Here is a 14,812-nt window from a genome sequence, read left to right on the forward strand (position 1 = left end):
GCCTTGTATGGCTGCGACAATTTGTCGCGGGCGCGCTTGCGCCAGCGGAGTAAGCTGTTGACCCTGCCTCATCCACAGGCATTGCTTCTTTCGTTCAGTCATTCAGTCTTCCAGTCATCTCCAGCCAGACCCACAACATGAAAAAACTCCGCCATCTCCTCCCCCTGGCCCTGCTGGCCAGCCTCGCCTTCACCTCATCGGCCTGGGCGCATGCCCATCTCAAGTCTGCAGCACCCGCCGACCAGGCGGTGGTAGCCGCTGCGGCTGCTCCTACCGATCTGACGTTGGTGTTTACCGAAGGCCTGAACCTGAACTTCAGCGGCCTCAAGCTGCTGGGCCCTGAGCAACAGGAAATCAAGCTGGGCCAGGCCATGCTGATGGACCAGGGCAAGTCGCTGATGGTCCCGGTGCCGTCGCGTCTGGGCGCAGGCAAGTACACCGTGCAATGGCATGTGCTCTCGGTTGACGGTCACAAGACCGAGGGAAGCTACCACTTCACCGTCGCCCCTTGAGTGGCGCGGTAGCGCTGCTGGGGCTGTGCCGCCTGCTGCTGGACGGCGCCGCGCTGTTCCTGTGGGGAATGACGCTGATGCTGCTGGCGCTGGTGCCGCAGCCCTTGCGCGATGCATTGTGGCAGCGTCTGGCGCTGTGCCGCCGTGTCCTTTGCACCCTGATCCTGCTGGCCGTGGTCGGCACCTTGCCGCTGCAGGCGGCGATCCTCGGTGAGGGCTGGCCAGACGCACTGCGAATGCAGATGCTGACGGCGGTCGCCAATGGCACCTCGATCGGTACGGCATGGTGGTGCCAGCTGAGTGCGTTGGTCCTGCTATTGGCGGCCGGCCTGTTCCGGGTCACCCTGGCCCAGCGCGCCAGCCTGCTGGCCAGTGCCATTCTCCTGGCGGGACTCTCCCTGACCGGCCACGCAGCCATGCATCAGGGCTGGCACGGCTTGCTTCACCAGGCCAACGACGTGCTGCATGTCTGGGCCGTGGGTGCCTGGGTCGGCGCCTTGCCGGTAGTGCTGCTGGTATTGCCGCGCCTGCAGCGCGACGGGCAGTCGACAGAGGCAGCACAGGCGGTGACCATCCTGCGCCGCTTTTCCACGGCTGGGCATGGCGTGGTTGCGCTGGTGTGGTTGACCGGCCTGGTCAACACCTGTTTCATCCTCGGCGGCTTGCCGCTGGACTGGTCGTTTACCTATCAGCGCCTGCTGGCACTGAAGTGCGTGCTGGTGGGCGTGATGGTGCTGGTGGCGCTGTTCAATCGCTATGGACTGGTGCCGGCACTACGCCGCCAACCGCGCGCCTTGGCGCTGCTGGCACGCCTGACCTGGCTGGAGATCCTGCTGTCGCTGCTGGTCATGGCACTGCTGGCCTGGCTGGGGATGCTGCAGCCGGACTGAGGCTGCAGCCTGAGCCGGTCTCAATCGTGCAGGCGACCCAGGAACTGGCGACAGCGTTCGCTGGCCTGGGCGCCGAAGAAGTGTTCCGGTGTCGTATCTTCCAGCACATGCCCGCCCTCCATGAAGACGATGCGATCAGCCACGTCCCGGGCAAAGCGGGTCTCATGCGTGACCACCAGCATGGTCATGCCTTCCTTGGCCAGTTCACGCATGACGTTGAGCACATCGTCGCGCAACTCAGGGTCCAGTGCCGAGGTCGGTTCGTCGAACAGGATCACTTCAGGCTCCATGGCCAGGGCGCGTGCGATCGCCACGCGCTGTTTCTGGCCTCCGGAGAGCTTGCCGGGATAGGCATCGGCCTTCTCCGCCAGTCCCACCTTGCCCAACAGCGCCAGGCCGCGTCGCCTCGCCTCTTCGCGGGCCACGCCCTTGACCGAGATCAGTCCCTCGATCACGTTCTGCAAGGCCGTCATGTGAGGAAACAGGTTGAAGGACTGGAACACCATCGCCGTCTGCTGGCGGATCTGCAGGGTCTTGCGACGGCGCTCGCGTGGTGGCAGTGCCGCCGGTTCGGCCAGCTCCACGCCGCAGATCTCGATACTGCCGCGATCAGGCAGTTCCAGCAGGTTCAGCGAACGGATGAAGGTAGTCTTGCCGGACCCGGACGGCCCCATGATGACCACCACCTCGCCGCGCGCGACTTCCAGATTGACGTTGCGCAGCACCTGATTGGTGCCGAAGGCCTTGGCCAGTCCGCGCACGCGGACGGTACATTGTGCGGCTTGGTTCATTGATAGCGCCTCGACAGTGTCTCTTCCAGCCAGGTCTGCAGCAGGGTGAGCAGTTGATTGATGATCCAGTAGATGGTCCCGACGATGATGAACATGTCCATGTAGCGGAAGGTGGTTGCACCCAGCTGGTCGGCTACGCGGGTCAGTTCCACCACCGTGACGGTGGAGGCCAGCGAGGTGTCCTTCATCAGCGCGATCAGGCGGCTTCCCAGCGGCGGGATGGCGATGCGCAAGCCCTGCGGCAGGATCACCCGCAGCAAGGTCTTCCAGTACCCCATGCCCATGGACCAGGCGGCTTCCCACTGGCCACGATCCACCGCATTGATGCCCGAGCGGAAGTTCTCGCTCAGATAGGCGGCCGAAAACAGTGTCAGCGCCAACAAGGCGGCCGGGATCGGGTCGATGGTGATGCCGTAGTTGGGCAGACCGAAGTAGATCAGCAGAATCTGGATCAGCAGCGGCGTGCCGCGAAATATCGAGACATAGGCAAAGGCCAGCCAGCGCAGCGGCCGCCAGTCGGAAATGCGGGCCAGGGCGATCAGCATGCCCAATGCCGAGCCCAGCAGGAATGAACCGAGCCCCAGGCCCAGCGTGACCAGCACTGCCTTTTCCAGCAGCGGCAGCGCCCTCAGGAACAAATCAACCATACTCCTCCTCACTGCGATGGCGGACATCGCCTCCGATGTCGCCCTCGTTTTTGTCAGTCATGAATCGATCAGCCCGCTGTCTGTGCTTGTGCATAAGCGGCCAGCGCCCGGTCGAGATCGGCGATCAGCAATGTGCTGTCTTCCAGTCCGATCGACAGCCGTACCACCGGCTGATCGGTTGCCGGGAAGGCGCGATTGGCCTGCAGTGCGGCCGGATAGTAGGCCGCCAGGCTATGCACGCCGCCCCAGCTGGCGCCGATGACGAAGTGCTGCAAGCTGTCGAAGAAGCTGTGGAAGGCCTGTTCGGGCCCCGGTTTGAGGATCATCGAGAACAGGCAGCCATGGGTCCGGTAGTCGCGTTTCCAGAGTGCGTGGCCCGGGTCGGACTCCAGCGGCGGATACATCATGCGCTCTACCATCGGATGCTGTGCCAGATGGCGCGCCACCTGCAGGGTGGCACTGCCTTGCGCGGCCACCCGCAGCTTCAGGGTTTCCAATCCACGCAGTACCAGGAAGCAATCTTCCGGGCTGACCTGCTGGCCCAGGATGCTCTGGGTCTCGCGCAGGATGTCGTAGTGGGCATGATCATTCATGCTGATGCAGCCCATGAGCACATCGGAATGTCCGCCAAGGAACTTGGTGGCCGCCTGGATGCTGAAGTCCACCCCATGGTCGAGACCGGCAAAGCCAAGAGGACTGGCCCAGGTATTGTCAAGCATGGTCAGCACGCCGCGTTGACGGGCCACCGCAGTGATGGCCGGGATGTCCTGCATTTCCATGGTCACGGTGCCGGGAGCCTCCATGCAGATCATGCGGGTATTGTCCTTGATCAGCGCTTCGATGTCGGCGCCCATGTCGGGACGATACAGCTCGACCTCCACGCCCATCCGCGCCAGCCATTTCTCGGCGAAGCTCTTGAGCGCGCCGTAGCAGGCCGCCGAGACCAGCAGGTGGTCACCGCCCCGCACGAAGCCCATGACGGTCGTCATCAATGCCGCTGCCCCGGAGGGAGCGATGACGCAGTGGCGGCCATTCTCCAGTTGCGCCACTTTCTGTTCCAGCAGGCGGGCGGTGGGAGTCCCGGTCACGCCATAGCTGAAACCGTCGGGTTGGCGCTGCTTGCGCTGGACGAAATCCTCGAAGTTGTCGAAGACCACGGTGGAGGCGCGCATCACCGCCGGAGACAGGCTGGCGAAGGCTTCTTGCTGGGAGGTCGGAGTGTTCGTGCTCATGCGATTATTTTGTTAATGTAAAAAAGACGGTCTCAGTATCCGCAAGCCGGACGGGACCAGCAACAGCAGGCGTCACTAACTCTATAAGCGATACTTATACATGGACATGCGAGACATCCAGGTCTTCCGGGCCGTCATGCGGGCCGGTACGACCAGCAAGGCAGCGGCTTTACTGAACGTATCGCAACCGGCCATCAGCCAGTCGATCCGCAAGCTGGAGGCTTCTTCCGAACTGCGTCTGTTCGAGCGCACGCGCGGCCGGCTGGTACCTACGCAGGAGGCACTGGCCCTGATCGTGGAGGTCGACCGCTGCTTCGCCGGCTTCGAGATGATCGAGCACCGCATCCGCAGCTTGCGCTCGTTCGGCCTCGGGCGCCTGGCCATCGCGTCCTTTCCCGCACTGGGGATAGGCTTCATGCCACGCGCCATCGCCGCCTTCGGCCTGGCCGAGCGGCGCGTGCAGATGTCGTTCCAGATCATGAGTTCGCGCGAGGTCTACCAGCAGGTCAGCGCCGGACAGCTGGACTTCGGCCTGATGGCTGATGAGCTGGCAGTGTCCGGGCTGGAGCATTCGCAGTTCATGAGCGTGCCGGGGGTGATCGTGATGAACGATCGCCATCCGCTGGCCGGCAAGCCGCTCATCACGGCCGATGACCTGCTGGAGCATCCCTTCATCGCTCTCAATCCCGAGGATGCCAGTCGCCGTCGGCTGGAGCAGGAACTGATCCAGCAGGGCAAGGTGCTGCGCCCCATCCTGGAGACACCCTATTCCAATTCGGTCTGCGAGTTCGCCCTGCGCGGGGTCGGCATGGGCATGGTCCATCCCATCCTGGCGCTGGACTACGTCACCCGGGGCCTGCGCCTGAAACCGATGGAAGTCGCGGCCCACTTCACCGCCTTGCTGGTATTTCGCCCTGGCGTTCCCATGTCCGAAAATGCCAAGGAATTGCTGCGAGTCATGCGCATCCAGATGGAGTCGGACATGAATGCGCTGCGTCAGGTGCTATATCAGAAGCCGGGCGCGTTCTGAACAGGCCTGGCCTGTCCGTAATGGTGCGCCGCGCACATCCTCTGTGCAAATCGGCAGCCCGCATGGGCCCAGGCTGGGACTGCAAGCCACCTTCTCCTCACGTGGCATAAGGCGTTGAGGCCAGCCGCGTTATCATTCCAGGCTGCCCGGTGGTGGTGCGGCATTGCAAAATCCCCGGTCTGTTCGGTGCACACTCTATAAGTTCTGCTTATCAGGTTAGAAACCCGCTCTCATTGCCGGGGCGCCGGCAGCGCCGCAAAATGGGCCTCGACATTCATCAATCATCGAGGGGAGCAGCACCATGCAAATGCGTCATTTCATGTTGAAACTATGCGGGTCGGCGCTATTGGGGTTGGCCGCCGGCGCGACGGTGGCACAGAACATCCCGGCCGATATCCTGGCCAGTGCACGGGCGGCCGGCGTGATCCGCATTGCCAACACCCAGAGCAGCCCGCCCTGGAGCCTGATCGACGACAAGCTGCAGCCGGCAGGCTATGACGTGGAGGTCGCCAAGGAAGTGGCACGGCGCATCGGCGTGGCCAAGGTAGTGTTCGTGGCCGACAGCTTCAAGAATTTCGTCGAGGGACTCAAGGCCGGCAAGTATGACCTGGTCATGAATGACCTGACGCCAACGCCGGAACGCGAGAAGCAGGTCGATTTCGCGGCGCCCTATGGCGTGGAGGACTTCCGCATCTTCGTCCTGTCCAGCAATTCCACCATCAAGGATCAGCCCGATCTCAAGGGCAGGAAGGTCGGCGTCACCACCGGCACCAGCAACGAGACCTGGGCTCGCGCACATCTGAAGGAGTCCGATATCCGCACCTATGACAATGGCGGTTTCGTGTTCAATGACCTGGGCAACGGGCGTATCGATGCGGTCATCAGCTCCCATTTCGGCGGCATGAAATACGCCAACGTCAACAAGCTGCCGATCAAGGAAGTCGGGCCGGTCCTGATCTATCAGCTTTCCGCGCAGGCCATGGTCAAGGGGCAGCCGGCACTGAAGGACGCGGTCAGCAAGGCAATTGCCGACATGACCCGCGATGGCACACTGGACCGGCTGGCAAGACGCTGGGTCGGACCCGAGTTCGACATGGTGGGCGACATCCAGCGCGCTCTCAGACAGCAGTGACGCTCTGGGAAAGGAGCCATCCATGGAGAATACCTTGCGCAGGTCGTTGCAGCGGCTGCTGAGGCTGCCCACACTGACATTGACACTAATACTGGGCCTGGCGGCGGGCACGGTACTGATGCTGCCGATGCCGTTGGCGCAGGCAGCCGCTGACGATTCCCTGAGCCGCCTGCAGCAGGCCGGGGTGGTCAGGATCGCCAATACCCAGACCAGCCCGCCCTGGAGCTACCTGGACGACAAGAACCAGCCTGATGGTTATGACGTAGCGGTAGCCCGCGAAATCTTCCGCCGCATCGGCGTGGCCAGGATCGAGTTCATCGCTGACAAGTTCAAGAACTTCGTGGAAGGCATCAATGCGCGCAAATACGACGTCGTCGTCAACAGCATGGCGCGCACGCCGGAGCGGGAAAAGGTGGTGGATTTCACCTTGCCCTACACGGTGCAGGACTTCCGTATCTGGGTCAACGCCAGCAATACCGATATCCGTGACCGCGCCAGCCTGAAGGGCAAGAGCGTTGGCGCCAGTGCCGGCACCGCCAATGAAATGTGGGCGCACAAGAACCTCCCGGACTCGCAGGTACGCGCCTACGAAGGGGGCGGCTTCCTCTACAACGATCTGGTGAGCGGCCGTCTGGATTCGGTGATCGACTCCTATTTCAACGGCTACAAGATGAAGACCATCAACAACCTCCCGGTAAAGACGGTCGGTGCGCCGCTGGTCTATTCGCTCGGTGCGGCTGTATTGCCCAAGCACGCCGACGCACTCAAGGCCGCCATGGACAAGGCGATCACCGACATGATCGCAGATGGCACGCTGCAGAAGATCGCGCAGCGCTATGTCAGCCCGGACTACGACATGGTCGGCAACATGAAGAAGGCGATCGATCACTGATCCGCGCAGATCTGGCGTGTTCCTCAATACCTGAAGCATCCGATACACCGGTTACACCCGATACACCCGATACATCCAATACATCAGAACATCAGAACATCACATGGCAAGCAATCCCATCAAGAGCGACGTCGATTTCGATGCCGACGGCAAGCAGATCGGCTTTCTGCGGCTTCCGCATTCCGTCCACCGGTCTGCCTACGGCTGGCTGCCCATTCCGGTGGCTTCGATCAAGCGCGGCGAGGGACCGGTGGTCATCGTCAGCGCGGGTACCCACGGCGATGAATACGAAGGACAGATCATCGTCTCGCGGATGATCCGCGAGATCCAGACCGAGATGGTCACTGGGCAATTGATCCTCCTGCCCATGGCCAATGCCCCGGCCGCCGAGGCCGGTCTGCGGACCTCGCCGCTGGATGACGGCAATCTCAACCGGCTCTATCCAGGCGATCCCGCCGGCACTCCCTCGCAGGTGATCGCCCACTACATCGAACATGTGTTGCTGGCCCGTGCCGATTACATGCTGGACCTGCATTCCGGCGGCAGTTCACTGATGTACGACGGCGCCAACATGATGGGCCTGGAGCCACGCGATGCGGAAGAGGAACAGAAGGTCACGGGCCTGCTCAAGGCCTTCGGTCTTCCCAAGGCCTTCCTGTACCAGCCTAACCCGGTCAATGTCACCGCCGCGGCGCGCCGCCAGGGGGCGATCTGTTTCTTGACCGAACTGGGTGGCGGTGGTGGTGTCGATGCCGCTCTGGTGCGGCAGGGCATGCAGGGTGTGCTGCATCTGCTGGGCTATATCGGGCTGTTGCAGGGCAAGCTGGTGCCGCCGCGACCACCCGCCGATGCGCGGCTGATGGCCATCGACCGCAACCGGCATTATGTCTATGCCATGGACCACGGCGTCTATGAACCGCTGGCCGAGCTGGGCGAAGTGGTCAGGCAAGGGCAGGCGGCGGCCCTGATCCACTTCCCCGACAATCCGGTGCGCCCGCCCGAGACGGTGAGTTTTGCCGCCGATGGTGAGATCGTCTGCAAGCGCGCCATCGCCCAGGTCAGACGCGGCGATTGCATCTTCCAGCTGGCCAGCGAGCGCAAGTCCTCACTCTGAGGCGCTACCATGCGCTCGCTGGCCGGGCCGGACGAGATCACCTGACCCCGGCCGCCGCTCCCAGCCGATCGAAGTCCGCATCCAGCTTCTCCAGCGAGGTCCGGATATGCTGCTGGCGCGTCTTGATCCAGGCGTCCTGGCGGCTCACCCGTTCATTGGCCTCGCGCAGCATGCGGTCCATCTCGGCCGGTTGCGGGCCGCCCACGGTGGCGCGATTGCGCACGATGGCAACCGGGTCCAGGGTGCTGCGGAACTCCTGCTCCGACATCGGCAGTACCTGCGGGAATTCGGAATTGAGTACTGCCTGCGTGTAGATGCGCTGCGCCTGGGCGTAGGGGAAGTCCAGCGGACGGATGTCGTTGGCCTTGGCATATTCCACCACCTCCGACGCAAAATGATGGCCCACCCGGAACGGCAGCTTGTACTTGCGCATCAGCACATCGGCCAGTTCCTGGGAGGCGGTCCAGTCGCTGTTGAGTTCTTCCAGCGCGCGCTGGGGATTGATGATCAGCGCATTGAGGATGCTCTCCCAGTTCTTCAGGACCTTGGCCGCATTGAGGACCATGGCCTTGTTGGCCTTCACATCCTTGGGGTCGCTCATGCCGGGCGGGATGTTGTGTGCCTGCAGGGCCGCGCCCATGCCTTCGGTGAGTACCGTGGTGGCATCGCGACGGGTGCTGTTGAGCAGGCCCGGATTGCGCTTCTGCGGCATGGCTGAGGAGACGTAGGTGTTCTCGCCCCCTTCCTGCAGCAGTATCCAGGGACGGGGCTGGGCATACTGCGTCATCACGTCCTGAATGAAGGTGCCGGCATGCAGGGCGATGGACGAGACCACCGCGCCGGCTTCCACCGGCTCATCCACCGCCGACAGTTGCGAGGCATCGTAGGCGTTGTCGACGACGGCACCGAAGCCCAGATAGTCCGTCATGCGCTGGCGGTTCAGCGGCCAGCTGGTGCCGTTGAGCACGGTGCTGCCCATCGAGGAACGGTCGATGCGGACATAGGCCTCGCGGATGCGCTGGGCATCGCGGTCCAGTGCGGCGGCAAATCCCAGCAGGTAGTGGCCATAGCTGTTGGGCTGGGCCGCTACGCCGTTGGTGTAGTTGGGCACGATGGTGTCGCGCTGGCGCGCTGCCAGCTTCACCAGGGCTGCGGTGGTGGCATTGAGCTGGGTCGCCAGGGCCAGCATGTCTTCGCGCAGGATGGCCGAGCGCATGGTGGCCAGCATGTCCTGGCTGGAGCGGCCGGCATGCAGCAAGGTGATCTGCGGGCCGGCCGCCTGGATCAGCAGCGGCTCGAAGGTGATGACCAGGGTAGGGCGCTTGGCGCCCGGCTGTTCGGCATCGGCCAATACCTTGCGGATGCCCTTGACGATGAGCGGGGTCATCGATTTGTCCAGCAGGCCTTCGTCGGTATTGATGACGGCAGTGGCCTTGTTGATTTCGCCCAGCCAGAAGAATTCGTCGTGGCGTTGCTGCTGCTGTTGTGACTGCGGTGGCTGCTGCTGCTGCTGCGGTTGCTGGGCATGCAGCGGGGCCGTCAGGGCCAGCAGGGCGCTGGCAAGGGCAATCGTGGAAAGTTTGTACACCTGGGTCTCCGTGGGTCTTTGGCGATGATCGTTGTTGAGAGGGCAAACCGGGTTTGCCGGGTGCCAATCTTATCCGGCAATGGCGATTCTGTTTTGTTGCGCCGCCGCTTCATCCCGGCCCGGGTGCGTGCTGTGACCGAGTTCTTCGCCGAGGCGCTGGCTCCGCGCCTGTAATCGCCCTTGCGATGGTCCTTCCGATGGTCCTTGCGGGCAGTCGGAGGGGGAGAGGCGTTATACTGTGCTTATATACAGTTAAACGCCCCAGATGCATCCCATGGCCGCCGTTTTGGACCTCACCCACCGTTTTTACTACCTCGGCAACTTCCAGCAGGTTCTGGACTGGCTGGCGCAGCGCTATGGCGACCTGCTGAACGCGGAAGAACGCGACTTCATCACCGCCTTCCCCGGCTTGCCGCTGGCTTCGCGCGCGCTTTTCGTGCGCATGATGATGCGTAAAGGTGAACTCTTTCGCGTCAGTAAACTGGCCTATCCGGAGATCGATTGTTCATTGCAGGCTTTACGTGGCTTGCCAGGGGCCTGGGTCGAACACGACCCTGTGCTGAGCCTGCAGCAGTTCGCCCAGCTATCGACCCGGGCCGAGCTGCTGGTGCAGTTCGATTCGCCGGCTTTGCGCTCGCCTGCGTGCAAGGCCCTGCGCAAGGACGCCTTGTTGTCCCTGCTGGCCGAGGATGCCGCCCACGGTCATCCGCGGCCTTTTTCGCAATGGCAGCACAAGGGCAGCGACCAGGCCGTGCGCTTGTTGAACCGGCCCCTGTGCGAGCGAGTGCGGCTGATGTTCTTCGGTAACCTGCACCAGGACTGGAGCGAATTCGTGCTGGCCGATATCGGCACCCTGCGTTATGAGCAGGTCGCGCTGGGGCCGGAGGCCAGGGGTTTTCGCAGCCGTGGCGACATCGATCTCTACCTGCAGCTGCACGCCTGTCGCCAGGCCTACGAGGCCGGCACCGCCGCGGGCAGCCTGTTGCCCATGCTGCCCCACGGCGCGTTCGACAATCCCTGGCTGGAGAGCCGGCGCCAGCGATTGATGTTCCGCATCGGCCAATTGTTCGAGAAGCAGCAGGACCTGTCCCAGGCGCACGCCGTCTATGCAGGCTGCGCCTATCCGGGGGCCCGCGCGCGTGCCATCCGCGTGCTGGAAAAACTGGGCCGCTTCGGCGCCGCGCACAGCTTGCTGCGCACTGCGCAACAGTCGCCGGAAAGTGAAGCGGAGCGCCAGCATCTGGCACGCATCGCACCGCGACTGGCGCGTCAGCTGGGGCAGCCGGGACCGGGGCGGCGCCGCGCCGCCGTGGTCGATCGCCTGGACCTGAACCTGCCCCGCCAGGGCGCTGCACGGGTCGAACTGGCGGTGGGCGATTACCTGCAACGGCAGCAGCCAGAGACAGCGGTGTTCTATGTCGAGAATGTGCTGGCCAATGCCCTGTTCGGCCTGCTGTGCTGGGAGGCCATCTTCGCTGCCATTCCCGGTGCCTTCTTCCACCCCTTCCAGCGCGAGCCGGCCGATCTCTTCAGCGCCGACTTCCATGGGCGCCGGCGTGCGCAGTTCGAGCGTTGCCTGGCACGGCTGGAGGATGGCAGCCATCGCGCCGCCATCCTGGCCACCCATGATGCCAAGGCCGGCGTGCAATCGCCCTTCGTGGCCTGGGGTGGGCTCACCCGTGAGCTGCTGGAACTGGCGCTGGACTGCATCCCGCCCTCGCACCTGCGCTTGTGGTGCCTGCGCATCCTGGAGGACGTGCGCGAGAACCGCAGCGGCTTCCCCGATCTGATCCAGTTCTGGCCGCAGCAGCGCAGCTACCGCATGATCGAAGTCAAAGGCCCCGGCGACAAGCTGCAGGACAACCAGTTGCGCTGGCTGGACTATTGCGCCCGCCACGGCATGCCGGTCTCGGTGTGCTACCTGCAGTGGGAGGCACTGGCTGCATGAGCTTTGTTGCCGCACTCTCCATGCCTCCCGCATCCGCCGCATCCACCAACGCATCCACGGTGGCGCCTGCCACGGACGAGGCGCCGCGCTACCGCGTCTCCGTGCGGGCCCTGTGCGAATTCACCGCCAAGGTCGGCGATCTGGACCTGCGCTTCACGCCCACCCCCACCGCGCAGGAGGGCATCGCCGGCCACGCCATCGTCGCCGCCCGGCGCGGTGAGCACTACCAGAGCGAGGTGGCGCTGGCGGCCGAGCATGGCTCCTTGCACGTGCGCGGTCGCGCCGACGGATACGACCCGCAACAGCAACTGCTGGAAGAGGTCAAGACCTATCGCGGCCAGATCTCCAGCCAGCCCGAGAACCATCGACAGTTGCACTGGGCGCAGTTGCGCGTCTATGGTCACCTCATGTGCGAGAAGCTGGACCTGCCGCAGATCAGGCTGGCGCTGGTGTATTTCGAGATCGGCAGCCAGCAGGAAACCCGCTTCGAGGAGACCCGGCCCCGCGAAGAACTGGCCAGCCTCTTCGCCAGCCAGTGCGAGCGCTTTGCACGCTGGGCCGCGCAGGAACTGGCGCATCGCGCCGCCCGCGATACTGCCCTGCAGACCCTGGCGTTTCCGCACGGAGATTTCCGGCCCGGTCAACGGCAACTGGCGGAGGCCGTGTTTCGCGCCCATCGCAGCCGCCGCTGCCTGCTGGCGCAAGCGCCGACCGGTATCGGCAAGACCCTGGGCACCCTGTTCCCGGCGCTCAAGGCGGCACCGGAGCAGCGACTGGACAAGATCCTCTTCCTCGCCGCCAAGACACCCGGCCGGCAACTGGCGCTGGACGCCGCCGCCACCCTCACGGGCAGGGATGGCCAAGGCCTGCCGCTGCGGGTGCTGGAGCTGTGCGCCCGTGACAAGGCCTGCCAGTATCCGGACCGCCTGTGCCGGGGCGACTCCTGCCCGCTGGCGCAGGGCTTCTACGACCGCCTGCCGGCAGCGCGCTCGGCCTGCCTGGAGGCTGCGCTGCTGGACCGCCAGCGGCTGCAGGAGATCGCCCTGGCGCACCAGGTCTGCCCCTACTACCTGGGCAGCGAGATGACGCGCTGGAGCGATCTGATCGTCGGCGACTATAACTATTGGTTCGACGGCGGTGCCATGCTGCACGCGATGGCACAGGCCCATGAATGGCGCGTCAGCGTGCTGGCCGATGAGGCGCATAACCTGGTGGCCCGCGCCCGCAGCATGTACAGCGCCCAGTTGAGTCGCGCCGGCCTGCGCGCGGCACGGGCGGTGGCACCCCCCGCCGTGGCACGGCCGCTGCAGCAGCTGGCGCGTGCCTGGACCACGGCGACCAAGGGCGCGGATCTGCCGTATCAGGTGCTGGAGGCGCCGCCGGCGCGCCTGGTCGATGCCCTGAGCAACTGCATCGCCACCCTCAACGACTACCTGGCCCAGGTGGCGGTGCCGCTGGAGCCGGCCCTGCGCGATTTTCATTTCGATGCCATGGCCTTCGTCCGGCTGGCCGAGTCCTTCGGCCCGCATTCGCTGTTCGACCTGACGCGCCACGACCAGCGTGACAACCTGCTGTGCATCCGCAATGTGGTGCCGGCGCCTTTCCTGGGGCCGCGCTTTGCCTTTGCGCAGTCGACCACGCTGTTTTCGGCCACGCTGGCACCCTGGCATTATTTCGCCGACCTGCTGGGCATGCCGCCGTCGACCGCCTGGATCGATGTCGATTCGCCATTCCACGCCAGCCAGTTGCAGGTACGGGTGGCGCGCGAGATCTCGACCACCTGGCAGCGTCGCGCCGCGTCCATCGATCCCATCTGCGCCCTGATGGCGCACCAGTACCGGCAGCAGCCGGGCAACTACCTGGCCTTCTTTTCCAGCTTCGACTATCTGCAGCAGGCCCGCGATGCGCTGAACCGCCTGCATCCCGACATTCCCACCTGGCAACAGTCTCCGCGCATGGCCGAAGCCGAGCGTGATGCCTTCCTGGCGCGTTTTACCTGCGGCGGGCAGGGCATCGGCTTTGCCGTGCTGGGTGGTTCCTTCGGCGAGGGCGTGGACCTGCCGGGCGAGCGTCTCATCGGCGCCTTCGTCGCCACGCTTGGGCTGCCGCAGTTCAATCCGGTCAATGAACAACTGCGCGAACGCATGCAGACCCTGTTCGGCGCCGGCTATGACTACACCTATCTCTATCCCGGACTGCAGAAAGTGGTGCAGGCGGCAGGGCGCGTCATCCGCACCGAAACCGATCAGGGCACGGTCTGGCTGATCGACCAGCGCTTCGCCCGCCCGGAAGTCCGGGCCCTGTTGCCAGGCTGGTGGCAGGTGGGGCAGGGGTAGCGCAACTGCTTCCCCGTCCACTTTCTGTTCTGCTTCTTCTTCAGCTTCACCTCCCGTCTCCTCCGTGGTCCGCTTGTTGCTTGATTGTCACGCAATTGGATTAAGTCACGACAGCGCAGCATGTCACCCCGACAATTCGGGTTGTGCTTGATCAGCCTCTATCAGGGTTTTCCCGAGTGACAAGTTTTTGGGATCGCATACGATAGGGTTGCGTTTTCCGCTGCCGGTGACGACGAGCCGCCAGCACATCGGTCGCCCGGCGCCAGAGCAGGCGCTCAATGAAATGTTGTTCATCTGCAGTCGGAAATTTGTGAGCGGTGTGCAGGTAGATGTGCCAAATCTGCGACGGATTTAATTGCAAAGTGTCACTAATAGGCGACAAGAGCATTGCGAGAAAGATAAGATGCTGACCTCGTCCTTCAGCATTTCCTACCGGGAACTGAACAGCTTTTTAACGAAATTTTTCAACTTTTGGTCAATTGAAGGTTGCGATATCAGGATTTGTTTGTTTTAATGACAACATCTGAAATGTGGTCGTTTTTATAACATTTCTTCATCCTGGCCCATGGGGACTTCTTCGCAGCACGCGAAGGAAAGTGACCGCCGACAGAGCGGAACGATGCATATAGCCAACCAATGGCGAAAATTGAGAAGTTTTGGCGATTTTTAACAAGGTTTAGGGCAGGTCCGATGCCTCTGG

The 14,812-nt window shown here is 63.5% G+C and carries 12 protein-coding genes; 8 read left to right on the top strand and 4 right to left on the bottom strand.

Annotated features, from left to right (window positions below):
- The first annotated feature begins 137 nt into the window (after positions 1-137).
- Both copC and copD read left to right on the top strand, forming a co-directional pair.
- A complete protein-coding gene (gene copC, locus BTM36_RS20220; RefSeq protein WP_077237685.1) occupies positions 138-512 on the top strand; it encodes a copper homeostasis periplasmic binding protein CopC in 375 nt (124 codons plus the stop codon).
- On the top strand, positions 509-1,402 hold the full coding sequence (copD, locus tag BTM36_RS20225) for a copper homeostasis membrane protein CopD (RefSeq protein ID WP_077237686.1): 894 nt from the start codon (positions 509-511) through the stop codon (positions 1,400-1,402). The genes copC and copD overlap by 4 nt, the downstream gene beginning before the upstream one ends.
- Positions 1,403-1,422: 20 nt before the next feature.
- Here the strand turns inward: copD and BTM36_RS20230 are convergent, their stop codons facing one another.
- The 3 genes from BTM36_RS20230 to metC all read right to left on the bottom strand — a co-directional run bounded on the left by BTM36_RS20230 (position 1,423) and on the right by metC (position 4,072).
- Complete coding sequence (locus BTM36_RS20230; RefSeq protein WP_077237687.1) at positions 1,423-2,193, bottom strand: amino acid ABC transporter ATP-binding protein; 771 nt, start codon at positions 2,191-2,193, stop codon at positions 1,423-1,425.
- Positions 2,190-2,840, bottom strand: a complete 651-nt coding sequence (locus tag BTM36_RS20235; protein ID WP_077237688.1) for an amino acid ABC transporter permease — start codon at positions 2,838-2,840, stop codon at positions 2,190-2,192. The genes BTM36_RS20230 and BTM36_RS20235 overlap by 4 nt, the downstream gene beginning before the upstream one ends.
- Positions 2,841-2,908: 68 nt before the next feature.
- On the bottom strand, positions 2,909-4,072 hold the full coding sequence (gene metC / locus BTM36_RS20240; protein ID WP_077237689.1) for a cystathionine beta-lyase: 1,164 nt from the start codon (positions 4,070-4,072) through the stop codon (positions 2,909-2,911).
- Between the two features lie 100 nt (positions 4,073-4,172).
- Here metC and BTM36_RS20245 point away from each other — a divergent pair, with 100 nt between their 5' ends.
- From BTM36_RS20245 to BTM36_RS20260, 4 genes are all read left to right on the top strand, one after another.
- Entirely contained in the window at positions 4,173-5,102 is a 930-nt protein-coding gene (locus BTM36_RS20245; protein WP_077237690.1) for a LysR substrate-binding domain-containing protein, read from the top strand.
- Between the two features lie 301 nt (positions 5,103-5,403).
- A complete protein-coding gene (locus BTM36_RS20250; protein WP_077237691.1) occupies positions 5,404-6,234 on the top strand; it encodes a transporter substrate-binding domain-containing protein in 831 nt (276 codons plus the stop codon).
- Between the two features lie 22 nt (positions 6,235-6,256).
- On the top strand, positions 6,257-7,126 hold the full coding sequence (locus BTM36_RS20255) for a transporter substrate-binding domain-containing protein (protein ID WP_168189813.1): 870 nt from the start codon (positions 6,257-6,259) through the stop codon (positions 7,124-7,126).
- Positions 7,127-7,229: 103 nt separating this feature from the next.
- Complete coding sequence (locus BTM36_RS20260) at positions 7,230-8,240, top strand: succinylglutamate desuccinylase/aspartoacylase family protein (RefSeq protein ID WP_077237693.1); 1,011 nt, start codon at positions 7,230-7,232, stop codon at positions 8,238-8,240.
- 37 nt (positions 8,241-8,277) lie between these two features.
- On the opposite strand, the gene BTM36_RS20265 is transcribed toward BTM36_RS20260, so the two are convergent.
- Complete coding sequence (locus BTM36_RS20265) at positions 8,278-9,828, bottom strand: lyase family protein (RefSeq protein WP_077237694.1); 1,551 nt, start codon at positions 9,826-9,828, stop codon at positions 8,278-8,280.
- Positions 9,829-10,102: 274 nt separating this feature from the next.
- Between BTM36_RS20265 and BTM36_RS20270 the strand changes: the two genes are divergently transcribed.
- Together BTM36_RS20270 and BTM36_RS20275 are read left to right on the top strand one after the other, a co-directional pair.
- Positions 10,103-11,776 (top strand): VRR-NUC domain-containing protein, encoded by a 1,674-nt coding sequence (locus BTM36_RS20270; protein ID WP_077237959.1) that lies wholly within the window; start codon positions 10,103-10,105, stop codon positions 11,774-11,776.
- The gene (locus tag BTM36_RS20275; RefSeq protein ID WP_254427050.1) at positions 11,773-14,112 is read left to right on the top strand and encodes an ATP-dependent DNA helicase; all 2,340 of its coding nucleotides are present in this window, start codon (positions 11,773-11,775) and stop codon (positions 14,110-14,112) included. The genes BTM36_RS20270 and BTM36_RS20275 overlap by 4 nt, the downstream gene beginning before the upstream one ends.
- Positions 14,113-14,812 lie beyond the last annotated feature (700 nt).

Source organism: Herbaspirillum sp. VT-16-41, from assembly GCF_001994935.1.
Lineage (GTDB): Bacteria > Pseudomonadota > Gammaproteobacteria > Burkholderiales > Burkholderiaceae_D > Herbaspirillum > Herbaspirillum frisingense.

Coding starts and splice junctions, on each gene's coding strand:
- BTM36_RS20230 (WP_077237687.1), bottom strand. CDS start 2,193: ATGAACCAAGCCGCACAATGTACCGTCCGCGTGCGCGGACTGGCCAAG.
- copC (WP_077237685.1), top strand. CDS start 138: ATGAAAAAACTCCGCCATCTCCTCCCCCTGGCCCTGCTGGCCAGCCTC.
- BTM36_RS20250 (WP_077237691.1), top strand. CDS start 5,404: ATGCAAATGCGTCATTTCATGTTGAAACTATGCGGGTCGGCGCTATTG.
- BTM36_RS20260 (WP_077237693.1), top strand. CDS start 7,230: ATGGCAAGCAATCCCATCAAGAGCGACGTCGATTTCGATGCCGACGGC.
- metC (WP_077237689.1), bottom strand. CDS start 4,072: ATGAGCACGAACACTCCGACCTCCCAGCAAGAAGCCTTCGCCAGCCTG.
- BTM36_RS20245 (WP_077237690.1), top strand. CDS start 4,173: ATGGACATGCGAGACATCCAGGTCTTCCGGGCCGTCATGCGGGCCGGT.
- BTM36_RS20255 (WP_168189813.1), top strand. CDS start 6,257: ATGGAGAATACCTTGCGCAGGTCGTTGCAGCGGCTGCTGAGGCTGCCC.
- BTM36_RS20270 (WP_077237959.1), top strand. CDS start 10,103: ATGGCCGCCGTTTTGGACCTCACCCACCGTTTTTACTACCTCGGCAAC.
- BTM36_RS20275 (WP_254427050.1), top strand. CDS start 11,773: ATGAGCTTTGTTGCCGCACTCTCCATGCCTCCCGCATCCGCCGCATCC.
- BTM36_RS20235 (WP_077237688.1), bottom strand. CDS start 2,840: ATGGTTGATTTGTTCCTGAGGGCGCTGCCGCTGCTGGAAAAGGCAGTG.